Annotated in this window: 10 protein-coding genes; 5 read left to right on the top strand and 5 right to left on the bottom strand. The window is 62.7% G+C overall.

Annotated features, from left to right (window positions below):
• The first annotated feature begins 43 nt into the window (after positions 1 to 43).
• From acs to GJ672_RS03215, 3 genes are all read left to right on the top strand, one after another.
• Complete coding sequence (gene acs / locus GJ672_RS03225) at positions 44 to 1,981, top strand: acetate--CoA ligase (protein WP_154295843.1); 1,938 nt, start codon at positions 44 to 46, stop codon at positions 1,979 to 1,981.
• A 208-nt stretch (positions 1,982 to 2,189) separates the two neighbouring features.
• The gene (locus tag GJ672_RS03220; protein WP_154295842.1) at positions 2,190 to 2,462 is read left to right on the top strand and encodes a DUF4212 domain-containing protein; all 273 of its coding nucleotides are present in this window, start codon (positions 2,190 to 2,192) and stop codon (positions 2,460 to 2,462) included.
• Between the two features lie 24 nt (positions 2,463 to 2,486).
• Complete coding sequence (locus GJ672_RS03215; protein WP_154295841.1) at positions 2,487 to 4,280, top strand: sodium:solute symporter family protein; 1,794 nt, start codon at positions 2,487 to 2,489, stop codon at positions 4,278 to 4,280.
• 97 nt (positions 4,281 to 4,377) lie between these two features.
• On the opposite strand, the gene GJ672_RS03210 is transcribed toward GJ672_RS03215, so the two are convergent.
• A complete protein-coding gene (locus tag GJ672_RS03210; RefSeq protein ID WP_154295840.1) occupies positions 4,378 to 6,282 on the bottom strand; it encodes a putative nucleotidyltransferase substrate binding domain-containing protein in 1,905 nt (634 codons plus the stop codon).
• A 122-nt stretch (positions 6,283 to 6,404) separates the two neighbouring features.
• Here GJ672_RS03210 and GJ672_RS03205 point away from each other — a divergent pair, with 122 nt between their 5' ends.
• Both GJ672_RS03205 and GJ672_RS03200 read left to right on the top strand, forming a co-directional pair.
• Positions 6,405 to 6,779, top strand: coding sequence for a response regulator transcription factor (locus GJ672_RS03205; RefSeq protein WP_195759538.1), 375 nt, complete (start codon positions 6,405 to 6,407; stop codon positions 6,777 to 6,779).
• A 3-nt stretch (positions 6,780 to 6,782) separates the two neighbouring features.
• Positions 6,783 to 8,867, top strand: coding sequence for an exonuclease domain-containing protein (locus GJ672_RS03200; protein ID WP_154295838.1), 2,085 nt, complete (start codon positions 6,783 to 6,785; stop codon positions 8,865 to 8,867).
• A gap of 49 nt (positions 8,868 to 8,916) precedes the next feature.
• On the opposite strand, the gene pnp is transcribed toward GJ672_RS03200, so the two are convergent.
• The 4 genes from pnp to rbfA are packed head-to-tail and all read right to left on the bottom strand — an operon-like array spanning position 8,917 to position 12,722.
• Positions 8,917 to 11,025 (bottom strand): polyribonucleotide nucleotidyltransferase, encoded by a 2,109-nt coding sequence (gene pnp / locus GJ672_RS03195; protein ID WP_154295837.1) that lies wholly within the window; start codon positions 11,023 to 11,025, stop codon positions 8,917 to 8,919.
• A 34-nt stretch (positions 11,026 to 11,059) separates the two neighbouring features.
• Entirely contained in the window at positions 11,060 to 11,329 is a 270-nt protein-coding gene (gene rpsO / locus GJ672_RS03190) for a 30S ribosomal protein S15 (RefSeq protein WP_154295836.1), read from the bottom strand.
• Between the two features lie 44 nt (positions 11,330 to 11,373).
• Positions 11,374 to 12,330 carry a tRNA pseudouridine(55) synthase TruB gene (truB, locus tag GJ672_RS03185; RefSeq protein ID WP_154295835.1) on the bottom strand — a complete coding sequence of 319 codons (957 nt, stop codon included), beginning with the start codon at positions 12,328 to 12,330 and terminating at the stop codon, positions 11,374 to 11,376.
• 11 nt (positions 12,331 to 12,341) lie between these two features.
• Positions 12,342 to 12,722 carry a 30S ribosome-binding factor RbfA gene (rbfA, locus tag GJ672_RS03180; RefSeq protein ID WP_154295834.1) on the bottom strand — a complete coding sequence of 127 codons (381 nt, stop codon included), beginning with the start codon at positions 12,720 to 12,722 and terminating at the stop codon, positions 12,342 to 12,344.
• Between the last annotated feature and the right edge of the window lie 9 nt (positions 12,723 to 12,731).

The following is a 12,731-nucleotide window of genomic DNA, read 5'->3' as shown; positions in this document are numbered from 1 at the left end:
AGAATCAGTATTCAAGCAATGGAGACCAAGGAGGAGTGACACGATGTCTGCAAGTAAAATCTATCCGGTACCCCAGGGAGTGGCTGATAACGCTTTGCTCACCCAGGGTGAATACGAGGCCATGTATCGGCGCTCTCTGGATGAACCCGAGTCTTTCTGGGCCGAACAGGCGGATCGATTCCTGACCTGGTTTCGCAAATGGGACCGGGTCAGCAACAACGATCTGAGCAAAGGCCAGATTCGCTGGTTTGAGGGTGGCAAGCTCAATGTGAGCTACAACTGCCTGGATCGACACCTGGAGACCCATGGCGACCGTCATGCGGTGATCTGGGAAGGCGATGAACCCGGCAACGTCCGGCGCATCACCTACCGCGAGCTGCACGAGGAGGTCTGCCGGCTGAGCAATGTCCTCAAAGAGCGCGGAGTGGCCAAGGGCGACCGGGTGTCCATCTACATGCCGATGATCCCGGAAGCCGTGGTGGCCATGCTGGCCTGCACGCGGATCGGCGCAGTGCATTCGATTGTCTTCGGTGGATTTTCGCCTCACGCGCTCCGGGACCGCATCGAGGATGCTGACTGCAGAACAGTGATCACCGCCGATCAGGGGCTGCGCAGTGGCAAGCCGGTGCCCCTGAAAGAGAACGTGGAAAAGGCCCTGGATGGCCTGGATTCCGTACACACCGTCATCACGGTCCGCCACACCGGTAACCAGGTCCCGTGGAATCCGGATCGGGATGTCTGGTACCAGGAGGCGATCAGTGAGGCGTCGCCGGAGTGCGCGCCGGAAGAAATGGATGCCGAGGACCCGCTGTTCATCCTCTACACCTCCGGATCCACGGGTAAACCCAAGGGCGTGCTGCACACCACCGGCGGGTATCTGCTACAGGCCTCCATGACCTTCAAGTATGTCTTCGACTATCACGACGGTGAGGTCTACTGGTGCACCGCGGACGTGGGCTGGGTCACCGGGCACAGTTATATCGTCTACGGGCCACTGTCCAACGCCGCCACCACACTGGTTTTCGAGGGGGTCCCCACCTACCCCGATGCCGGCCGCTTCTGGCAGGTCATTGACGACCACCAGGTGAACATTTTCTACACCGCTCCCACGGCCATCCGCTCGCTGATGGGACTGGGAGAAGAACTGGTCAAAAAGCACTCCCGTGCGAGCCTTCGGATCCTCGGGACCGTCGGCGAGCCCATCAACCCCGAAGCCTGGGAATGGTACTACCGGGTGGTGGGCGACGAGCGGTGCCAGATCGTGGATACCTGGTGGCAGACGGAAACCGGCGCCATTATGATCTCCGCCCTGCCTGGCGCCATCGACCTGAAGCCGGGATCCGCCACACTGCCCTTCTTCGGTGTTGAGCCACAGCTGGTGGACAACGAGGGCAACGTGCTGGAGGGCGCCACCGAGGGCAACCTGTGCATTGCCCGGGCCTGGCCCAGCATGATGCGCACCATCTACGGCGATCATGAGCGCTTCATGAACACCTACCTGACCACTTATTCCGGCAAGTACTTCACCGGTGATGGTGCCCGCCGGGACGAGGATGGGTACTACTGGATCACCGGCCGGGTGGATGATGTGCTGAACGTCTCGGGCCATCGCATGGGCACCGCCGAAATCGAGAGTGCACTGGTGCTGCATGACGCCGTGGCAGAAGCCGCCGTGGTGGGTTACCCCCATGACGTGAAAGGCCAGGGGATCTATTGCTATGTCACCCTGGTGACCGGCGTGGAACCCAATGACGGCTTGCAGAAGGAGCTGACCGACCTGGTGCGGAAAGAAATCGGTCCCATCGCCAAACCGGATGTCATTCAGTGGTCACCCGGCCTGCCGAAGACACGATCCGGCAAGATCATGCGGCGCATCCTTCGCAAGGTGGCCACCAACGAGCTGGACAGTCTGGGGGATACCAGCACGCTGGCGGATCCCTCGGTGGTGGATGAGCTCATCAGCAACCGCGCCAATCAATGATGGTCACGGGTAGCGGCGGCGGACAGCCGCCGTTACCCAACCACACAGCGGTTGCTACGATGGGTAACGCCCCCCTGGGTGATCAAGGCTGACGACCGCCGGAACCCTTGGAGCTCACCTGTGCATGATTTTTGCATATCAGTTGGGTGCACCGGATTGGACCCGGTCACCACGATAAAGTCCAACTGCGGAGAATGGAGGAGAAACCATGGCTGAGAGCAATCAGCAACAAGACACCGGCCGCCGCGAATACTGGCGACGAAACATCCGGGTCATCACCATCCTGCTAACGATATGGGCAACGGTATCGCTGCTCCTGGGTGTCCTGCTCGGACCAACGCTCAATGCGCTGGGCTCGATCGGGGGCTATCCCCTGGGGTTCTTTATCGCCCAGCAGGGTTCCATCTACGTGTTCCTCGCGTTGATTTTTTTCTACGCCTGGTACATGAACCGACTCGATCGCGAATTCGACGTCGACTAATAATAAAAAGGGGAGACCACGCAGATGGATGCACAGCAACTTCTTAATCTGTCGGTGGTGGGGCTGACGTTCGCCCTGTACATCGGCATCGCGATCTGGGCAAGAACCAGCAGCACCTCCGAGTTCTACGTGGCTGGCAAGGGTGTTCACCCGGTGGCCAACGGCATGGCGACGGCGGCGGACTGGATGTCGGCGGCCAGTTTCATCTCCATGGCGGGCCTGATTGCCTTCCTGGGCTACTCCGGTGGCGCTTACCTGATGGGCTGGACCGGCGGCTATGTGCTGATGGCCCTGCTGCTCGCGCCTTACCTCCGGAAATTCGGCAAGTTCACGGTGCCCGAATTCATCGGTGACCGGTTCTATTCCAAGGGGGCCCGGATCATTGCCGTGGTGTCACTGCTCGCCATGTCGATTACCTACGTGATCGGGCAGATGCGGGGCGTGGGCATCGCCTTCTCGAACATCCTCGAGGTGCCCCTGGAGATCGGCCTGATATCCGGCATGGCGGTGGTGTTTATCTACGCCGTGTTCGGCGGCATGAAGGGCATTACCTACACGCAGATTGCTCAGTACTGCGTGATGATTTTTGCCTACACGGTCCCGGCGGTGTTTATCTCACTCACCATCACCGGAGTGCCGATACCGCAGATCGGTCTGGGCGGTACCACCGGTACGGGCGAGCATCTGATCACCGCTCTGGACAAAACACTGGTGGAAATCGGCTTCGCGCCCTACAGCGAATTGGGCGGCATGACGATGGCCAACATGTTCCTGCTGACCCTCTCATTGATGATCGGTACGGCGGGCCTGCCCCACGTGATCGTCCGTTTCTTTACCGTGCCCAAGATGAGTGATGCCCGCCGGTCCGCCGGCTGGACGCTGTTCTTCATTGCCATTCTCTACACCACCGCGCCGGCGGTGGGCGCCATGGCCATGTGGAACACGCTCAATACAGTCATCGCGGAGCCCACGGAGATCTGGGATAACCGCGAGGCCCTCGCCGAGCCGGATGCCTGGCTGGCCGAAGAGAACCAGCCGGACTGGATGCGCCACTGGGCAGCCACTGGCCTGCTGGACACCACCGATCTCAATGATGATGGCTTCCTGCAGTACTACAACGAAGATGATCCGGAGATGGCCGCCTTTGCTGAAGAGCAGGGCTGGCAGGGTTCGGAGATGATCGTTGACCGGGACATCATCGTGCTGGCCAATCCGCAAATCGCGAATCTGCCAGCCGTGGTGGTGGCCCTGGTGGCCGCCGGTGGCATCGCGGCCGCCCTGTCGACGGCCGCCGGCCTGCTGTTGGCGATCGCCTCCGCCATCTCCCATGACCTGCTGAAGGGGGTATTCAAACCCAATATCAGCGAACGGGGAGAGATGCGGGCGGCTCGCCTCAGTATGGCGGGTGCCATTCTGTTCGCCGGTTACCTGGGTCTGAACCCACCCGGCTTCGCGGCGCAGGTGGTGGCACTGGCGTTCGGTCTGGCGGCAGCCAGTCTGTTCCCGACGCTCCTGATGGGCATCTTCATGCGCACCATGAACAAGCAGGGCGCCATTGCCGGCATGCTCACCGGCCTGTTGGTCACGCTGGTGTACATCTTCACCTACAAGGGTTACTTCTTCTTCCCGGGCTTCCCGGGGTTCCTGACCCTGCCGGATACGGCCGAATACTGGCTGTTCGGCATCAACCCGACGGGCTTCGGTGCCATTGGCGCACTGTGTAACTTCGTGGTGGCGTACGCCGTCTCACGGGTTACTGCACCGCCGCCGAAGGACATCCAGGATCTGGTGGAAAGCATTCGCGTGCCCCGATCCTGAAGTCTGCCTTGACCACTGGCACCCGAATCGGGTGCCAGTCCCAAAAAAACCCGGTGGCCATGGCCCCGGGTTTTTTCATGGTTGGGTTGAAACGGGATCAGAGCTGATAGCGGACTTCCAGCTTTTTCTGCAACCGGCGGGCCTCACGGAACGCCTCCTTGAGGATGCGCCGATCCATGGGGTTGAGGGCGTCGGGATCAAGCCGATTGCCCATGGTCTCACCCGCTGCCGCCTGGCGCTGATGCTCACGCATCCGCAACAACTGAATGAACGCAAACGAGCGCTCGAATGCCCCGGCATCCTCCCGTGTCAGGAAGCCCGCCTCGGCGAGGCCACGCAGTCGATGGGGAGTGTTGGATTCGGCGATGCCCGCCTCAAGGGACAGCACCCGGGCCGAGTCCACAAACGGCGTGAGACCACGCACCTTGATATCCAGACGATTGACGCCATCGGCGTCCTTTTCGGTGGAGAAGTCCCGAAACATGCCCAGCGGCGGCTTGATCGCCATGCTGTTGCCCGCCATGGTCTTCAGGAAAACCCGGTTCCGGGAGGCCATTTCCACCACGCGGGTGTGCAGTGCATCCCCGGCCGTCAGATCCCCCCACACGGATCGGAAGTCAAAATAGATGGTGGACTTGAGCAGATTTTCCGGCGTAGCACTGGCAATCATCCGCCCGAAGGTTGACTCCCACTCGTCAAAACTCAGGCAGAGAGCCGGGTTGCTGGCCATGATGTTGCCGGTACACAGGCTGAATCCGCAGCGATCCAGCACTTCATTGATCTCCCGGGCCAGCGGCAGCAGCCGCTCCCGGACGCTATCCGCGAACTCACTGCCCGGGTCAAAGAGAATGGCATTGTCCTGATCGGTCACCCGGGTCTGCTCACTGCGCCCCTCACTGCCAAAGGCAATCCAGGTAAAGGACACATCCGGGTCGCCATGGTCGGCCAGGCACAACTCAATGGCGCGGGTCACGGTCCGGTCATTAAGCAGCGTGATGATGCGGGTGATCTGCTCAACACCGGCGCCGTGGGCCATCATGGTGTCGATGAGCGGCCCCACGTCATCCCGGGCCCGCACCAGCGACTCGACGTCATCGGCACTGGTGATGGCCCGTGCCAGATGAACCAGGTTGATGCGCTGGAGCGCGAAAATGTCCCGCTCGGAGATCACCCCGGCGAGGCGTCCCCGCTGATCGGCGATCACGATATGCCGAATGTGACGCCGGGCCATTTCCACCACGGCTTCAAAAGCATAGGTATCGGTGGTTAACACACAGGGGTCAGGGGTCATGACCTCGCCGATGTTCGCCCCCAGATCGACACCCTGGGCGATGACCGTCCGCAGATCGTGGAGGGTGAATATCCCCAACGGCGCACCGCGACCGTCCACCACCAGCATGCTGCCCACCTTGCGCTGATGCATCCGCTCCACCGCATCCCGAATGCTCAACTCCCGGGTGCAGGCCACGGGGTCGGTATGCATCATGCTGCCAAGGGGCGTATCCAGTGAGGAGTCCCCACCCAACGTTCCTGCCGCGTGTTGCTGGATATCCCGCTGCATCTGGTCCAGCAGGCTGCTGACCCCCCGCAGGCAGTAATCGCGGAATTCCGGGCTCTGGCCGAGCAGATACTCAAAGGCCGCAGCCGGCAGCCGCAGGCAGGTGACATCGGTGGCGGCGGTGTACACGGTGCGGGTGGCCCGCTGCCCGAGCAGCGCCGCCATGGGGAAGTTGTCACCACTGTCCAGCTCGAAGCGCTCTTCGCCGGCCTCAGTCACACCCGGGCGCTCCGCCTTGACCCGGCCCTCCACCACCAGAAAGAAATACCCGACCCGTCCATCCCCGGGTTCAAGAATGGCCTCGCCCCGGTTGAACCGACACACCTCACACTGGTCGAGAAAGTAGGACTTCAAGCGACGGGTGAATCGATCGAAGGGGGACTGGGAATCCAGAAAATCGCGGGCGATTTCGGACCGACCGGTGTCGGCTTCAGCGTGGTCCATGGGTTTACTCTGGCTTTTCCTCGAGGATTTTCAGCAGATTACCTCGACAAACCCCCGCGGGAATACCCTATACTGGGAAGAAAATGAGGAGGAGGCGATGCCCCGGGCATCGAAGCGTCAAAATGTATAAAAATATTCTGATCGTCGACAGCGAAGCCAACATCAGCGCCTGCCTGGGTTTTCTTCTGGCACACTCCGGTTTCAATGTTCAGACCGCCTGCAGTTTTCGGGAAGCCCTGGACAGCGTCGAGACGTGTCAGCCGGACCTGGTGCTCCTGGATACCGCGCTGCCGGACCGCAGCGGCTATGAGCTCTGCCAGGCCCTGCTGGCCCTGCCCCACTGCAGTCATCTTCCGGTGCTGATGCTGACCACCCAGGAGTTGGCCATGGAACGCCAGAAAGCGATTTCCCTTGGCGCCATGGATTTCATCGTCAAGCCTTTCAATCCCACCGAAGTCCTGGGACGGGTACAGGAGCTGGTCCGAGAGGCCGCCTGAACCATGAGGGCGTTCCGGCTGCCACGCCTGCGACGACGGTGCTGGCTGGCCATTGCCGGAGCGATCTTTCTGCAGTGGGCGATTACCCTGGGTGCGTGGGCCTGGCTGCCAACCGGGCCGCCCGTGCCAATTGCCTGGCTGGGCGTCGCCCTGGGATTGCCCACCGCCCTTCTCCTGATCATTGGCGTGGTGATCGACCGGCGTCTGGCCAAACCGCTGGTGGCCACCATCCGTGGCGCTGAAATCATGGCCGGCACCAACCCCGGTCACCGACTGGAACTGAGCGGCAGCCACTGGCTGGAGCGCCTCCCGGATACGCTGTCCACGCTGGCCGCTAGCATCGCCCGCTCGCGACGTGACCTGGAAGCCGCTGCGGCGGCATGGACCACCAAGGTTGAGGCCCGCAAAACCCGGCTGGAGACCATCCTTCGCGAAATTCGGGAAGGCGTCATGGTGTGCGACACCGAGGGCCATATTCGGCTCTACAATCGAACCACCCGCGACCTGCTCTCCACCGAACCCGCCCTCGGTCTGGGACGGCGGGTGGGTGAAGTGCTCAACGAGGGTCCGTTGCGCCATACCCTGGATCTGCTCACCAGCGAGGGCGCTGCCAGTGATGCCGAACTGGTCTGCGCCACCGCCAGTGGCGAGCGTCTTCTCCGCTGCCGGGTGGCCCGACTGATCACCGAGGATCCGGACACCTCGGGGTTTGTGATGACCCTGCAGGACGTTTCCCGGGAAACCCGGGAGTCCCTGCGTCGGGAACAGGCGCTCCGGGCGGCCGTCGAGAGCCTGCGTAACCCGCTCACCAGTCTGGGCGCTGCCACGGAGAGCCTGCGACTGGCCCATCAGCATGGGTTGCAGCAGGAGGTCGGCCAGTTCACCGACATCATCAGTGAAGAACGGGACAAATTGACGGAACGGTTTGCCCACCTGTCCCGGGAGACCTCCTCAGCCCTGACGGCGAACTGGCGCCTGGAAGATGTTCATCTTGGCAGCCTGGTCAATGGCATCCGTCAGGCCGGAGGCCCGGAAAGCCTGCCGCGCCTGCAGTGCCGCGCCGATGTCTGGTTATCGGCGGAGCCTTACCTGCTGTATCAGGTCATCGAAGCGCTGTTAATGCGGCTACGCCGCGATCTGGGGGTCACGGCGGTGGCCCTGTCGGGCCGTGAGGAAGGCAGTCTCGTGTACGTGGACATGAACTGGTCCGGCGATGTGGTCTCTGCGGATCACCTGGATGAGTGGCTGGATGCCGGGCTCGATGATGTGGGGGGCACGGTTACGCTGCGGGAGGTCTTGCAGCGCCACGACACCACCGCCTGGAGCCAACCGGATCTGTCACGGACCGGCCGGGCGTTGCTTCGACTGCCTCTGCCGGGGGCCCCCGAAAAAATGGAGTCGCAGGCCGTGGTCCCGCCCCGCCCGGAGGTTTACGACTTCGCCATGGACGAAGACACCCGTCCACTGGGCACGGCAAAGGAAACCCCCCTTCGGGATCTGGACTTCGTGGTGTTTGACTGTGAAACCACCGGCCTCGAACCCAGCCAGGGCGATGAAATCGTCTCCATCGGCGCGGTGCGAATCCATCGGGGCCAGGTGATGCACGGCGAAACCTTTGAGCTGCTGGCCAATCCCGGCCGGAGCATCCCGGCGCTGGCCAGCAGCATTCACGGCATCCACGAAGAAGATGTGGCGGAGGCGCCTCCGGTGGAAGAAGTCATCCGGCGTTTCCATGCCTTCGCCGGCGATGCCGTTCTGGTGGGGTTCAACATCGCCTTCGACATGCGTTTTCTGCGCCTGAAGCAGCGCATCTGCGGAATCACTTTCGCCAACCCCACCCTGGACGCCCTGCTGCTGTCCATTATGCTCCACGACCACACCGGTGAGCACACCATGGAGAGCGTGGCCGCTCGGCTCGACGTCGGGGTGGGCGGTCGGCACACCGCCCTGGGCGATTCCCTCACCACCGCCGAAATTTTCATCCGACTGCTGGCGCTTCTTCCGGGGGAGTCCATCCATACCCTCGGGGACGCCGTGGCTGCCCAGGAGCGGATGATCGAATTCCGCCGCCAGCAGCGGGCCTTCTAAAAAAAAACGCCCCGCAGAGCGGGGCGCCTGGATCCGGAACTCGGCCGGATCAGTCTTCGGTGGCCTCTTCCAGCGCCTTGATGCTGAGCCGGATCCGCCCCTGGCGATCCACCTCAAGCACCTTGACGCGAACCGCCTGACCTTCGCTGAGCTCATCGGCCACCGTCTCCACCCGCCGGTTGGAAATCTGGGAGATATGCACCAGACCATCCCGGCCGGGGAGAATGTTCACGAAGGCACCGAAGTCCATCAGCTTGATGACCTTGCCCTCATACACCTGACCCACTTCGACATCGGCGGTCAGCAGCTCGATACGGCGGCGCGCCTCCTCGCCGGCGGCCTTGTCCACCGAACCGATGGTGACGGTGCCGTCGTCGGTGATATCGATGGTGGTGCCGGTCTCTTCGGTGAGCTGACGGATGGTCGCGCCACCCTTGCCAATGACATCCCGAATCTTCTCCGGGTCAATGCGCAGGGTGATGAGCCGCGGCGCATAGGCGGACATCTCTTCCCGGTGCTCGGCGATGACGTCGTTCATCCGGCCGAGAATATGCAGCCGGCCGTCACGGGCCTGAGCCAGCGCCTGCTCCATGATCTCCCGGGTGATGCCCTTGATCTTGATGTCCATCTGCAGCGCGGTGACACCGTCCTCGGAACCGGCGACCTTGAAGTCCATGTCGCCAAGGTGATCCTCGTCACCCAGGATGTCGGTTAGCACGGCGAACCGGTCGTCATCCTTGATCAGGCCCATGGCAATACCGGCCACGGGTGCCTTGATCGGCACACCGGCGTCCATCAGGGAGAGGCTGGTTCCACAGACACTGGCCATGGAACTCGATCCATTGGATTCGGTGATCTCCGAGACCACCCGCACCACGTACGGGCAGTCCTCCGGCGACGGCATCACTGCCTGAATGCCCCGCTTGGCCAGTTTGCCGTGACCGATCTCGCGCCGCTTGGGGCTGCCCATGAACCCCGTCTCGCCGACGCAGTAGGGCGGGAAGTTGTAGTGCAGCATGAAGGGCTCGCGGCGCTCACCCTCGATGGCGTCAATGATCTGCGCGTCGCGGCCGGTCCCCAGGGTGGTCACCACGATCGCCTGGGTCTCGCCTCGGGTGAAAATGGCGGAGCCATGGGTCCGCGGCAGAGTGCCCACCTCAATATCGATGGGGCGCACGGTGTGCAGATCGCGGCCGTCGATGCGCGGTTCGCCGGCCAATACGCGGCCCCGCACGATGGACTTCTCGAGAGTCTTGAAGGCGTCACTCACCGCTTCGGCGCTGTAGCCCTCCCCGCTGTCGTCTTCGGAGACCAGCTCCGCCTGCACCCGCTGGCGGACGGTGCCAATGGCATCCTGACGGGCCTGCTTGTCGGCCACGCCGTAGGCCGCGGTCAGATCACTCTCCGCCAGGCTGCGCACCCGCTCCGCGAGGGTCTCGTCCGCCGGCGCCGGGGCCCAGTCCCAGCGCGGCTTACCGGTCTCGGCGGCCAATTCGTTAATGGCATTGATGGCGGTCTGCATCTGTTCGTGACCGAACAGCACGGCGTCGAGCATGGTCTGTTCCGGCAGGCGATCCGCTTCGGACTCCACCATTAGGACGGCGTCCTGCGTACCGGCCACTACCAGATCCAGCTCGGAAGTCTCGACCTGGCTGAAAGTCGGATTCAGCAGGAATTCGCCGCTGCTGTAGCCCACCCGGGCCGCACCAATGGGGCCTTCGAAGGGCACACCCGAAATGGCCAGTGCCGCCGAGGCACCCAGCATCGCCGGGATGTCGGCGTCCACTTCCGGGTTCATGGAGATCACCGTGGCAATCACCTGAACCTCGTTGGAGAAGCCCTCGGGGAACAGCGGACGGATGGGCCGGTCGATAAGCCGGGAGACTAGCGTTTCCTTTTCGGAGGGCCGACCCTCGCGCTTGAAAAACCCTCCCGGGATCTTGCCCGCCGCGTAGGTTCGTTCCTGATAGTTCACGGTCAGGGGCAGGAAGCTGCGTCCCGGCACCTCTTCGCGCTTACCGACGACGGTGACCAGCACCACGGTGTCGGACATGTTGACGAGCACGGCACCGGAGGCCTGACGTGCAATTTTTCCGGTTTCCAGGGTGACGGTCTGCTCACCATACTGGAAGGACTTTTTAACGGCGGTTGGAGTCACTGCGTTCTCACCCCTGGTCTGTTGATCGGTGGCCTTACTTGCGCAGGCCGAGTCGCTCGATGACGGACTGATAACGCTCGAGGCTCTTGCGGTGCAGGTAATCGAGGAGCTGCCGGCGCTGGTTGACCAGCTTCAGCAGGCCCCGGCGGGAATGGTGATCCTGCTTATGAGTACCGAAATGCTCGGTCAAATGCTGGATGCGGGCGGTCAGAAGGGCGATCTGCACCTCCGGTGATCCGGTATCGCCATCGGAGCGTCCGTAATCACGGACAATCTCCTGCTTCTGCTGGGCGCTGAGTGACATCAATGACTCCTGGTTAACTTGCTGATTTAACAGAATGGGGCATTCTAGCCCTCGGGGGTTCGGTGAACAAGCAATCGGCGGGGTTTGAGCCAATGATCGCCGGCCCATTCGCCCACTCCCAGAAAGCGGCCCTCCGATTCGAAGACCGCCACGATGGAATCCGTACTCGGATGGGCCGTCGCGGCAGCGTCGGGGGATGCCGTCACCTCGACCGCCTGGCCCTGCTGAAAACGCCGGGTTCGCGGGCCGTCCAGCGCTACCGAGGGGTGCTCGGATAGTGCCAGATGGATGGGCAGGAGATGCCGCTCGACGCTCTCCACCGATCCCGCCTTGGCCACCTCGGCCTCCAGCACTTCAGGACTCTGCATTGCCGGATCACGGAACGGCCCCAGTCCGGTGCGCCGCAGCGTCTCAACGTGAGCGCCGCAACCCAGCTTTTCACCGATGTCCTCCACCAGGCTGCGGATGTAGGTGCCTTTCGAGCAGCGCACTTCCAGACGGAGCTGGTCAGCGGACAGCGGTTCACCGCGCAACTCATGGATCACCACCCGACGGGGTGGCCGATCCACGGTCTGCCCGGCTCGAGCCAGTTCGTGCAGGCGTCGCCCGTCATGCTTGAGCGCCGAGAACATGGGAGGAATCTGCTGTTGCTCGCCACGGAATCCGGCAAGGATTTCCTCGAGTGCCTCGGCAGCCAAAGGTGGAACGACTCGCTCCTGGAGTGGCCTGCCATCCGCGTCGCCGCTGTCCGTCGTGACCCCGAGCCGGGCCGTGGCCACATAAGTCTTGTCGGCATCCAGCAACCAGCCACTCAGCTTGGTAGCTTCGCCGAAGCAGGCCACCAGCAGGCCGGTTGCCAGCGGATCAAGGCTACCGGTGTGCCCCGCCTTGCGCGCATCCAGCAACCGACTGACACGCCTCAACACCCGGTTGGACGTCTGCCCCGGGGGTTTGTCCAGCAACAGAATGCCGTGAACGTCGCGTCCACTCTTGCGTGCCATGGCCGGGAGGTTCAGTCCGGGTCGCGCTGACGGTCGTCGTCGTCGGACACCGCCCGGTCGATCAACTCATTCAGACGGGCGCCCTGGTTGAACACCGGATCGTAGTGGAAGTGAAGCGCCGGCACCGTGCGCAGGCGCAGGCGACGGGACAGCTGTTTGCGAAGAAAACCGGCTGCACCGTTCAATACCTCGGCCATCAGCCGGGAGTCGGCCTCCGACTGTCCCAGGCCGGTGACATAAACGTTGGCATGGGAGAAATCGCGGGTGACGTCCACTTCGGACACGGTCACCGACCTCACCCGCGGGTCGCGGACTTCATCCCGAATGAGCTCGGCGAGTTCCCGCTGTATCTGGTCAGCGACCCGGCGACTGCGTGGAAAATCATTGCCCATGACCGACTC

Source organism: Spiribacter sp. 2438, assembly GCF_009676705.1.
Classification (GTDB): domain Bacteria; phylum Pseudomonadota; class Gammaproteobacteria; order Nitrococcales; family Nitrococcaceae; genus Spiribacter.
Note: the sequence above shows the minus strand (reverse complement) of the source record. Positions and strands in the feature narration are given on the sequence as shown.

What these genes read in the sequence shown, in the direction of transcription:
- acs (WP_154295843.1), top strand. Translation starts at nt 44, where the DNA reads ATGTCTGCAAGTAAAATCTATCCGGTACCCCAGGGAGTGGCTGATAAC.
- GJ672_RS03220 (WP_154295842.1), top strand. Translation starts at nt 2,190, where the DNA reads ATGGCTGAGAGCAATCAGCAACAAGACACCGGCCGCCGCGAATACTGG.
- GJ672_RS03215 (WP_154295841.1), top strand. Translation starts at nt 2,487, where the DNA reads ATGGATGCACAGCAACTTCTTAATCTGTCGGTGGTGGGGCTGACGTTC.
- GJ672_RS03210 (WP_154295840.1), bottom strand. Translation starts at nt 6,282, where the DNA reads ATGGACCACGCTGAAGCCGACACCGGTCGGTCCGAAATCGCCCGCGAT.
- GJ672_RS03205 (WP_195759538.1), top strand. Translation starts at nt 6,405, where the DNA reads ATGTATAAAAATATTCTGATCGTCGACAGCGAAGCCAACATCAGCGCC.
- GJ672_RS03200 (WP_154295838.1), top strand. Translation starts at nt 6,783, where the DNA reads ATGAGGGCGTTCCGGCTGCCACGCCTGCGACGACGGTGCTGGCTGGCC.
- rpsO (WP_154295836.1), bottom strand. Translation starts at nt 11,329, where the DNA reads ATGTCACTCAGCGCCCAGCAGAAGCAGGAGATTGTCCGTGATTACGGA.
- truB (WP_154295835.1), bottom strand. Translation starts at nt 12,330, where the DNA reads ATGGCACGCAAGAGTGGACGCGACGTTCACGGCATTCTGTTGCTGGAC.
- rbfA (WP_154295834.1), bottom strand. Translation starts at nt 12,722, where the DNA reads ATGGGCAATGATTTTCCACGCAGTCGCCGGGTCGCTGACCAGATACAG.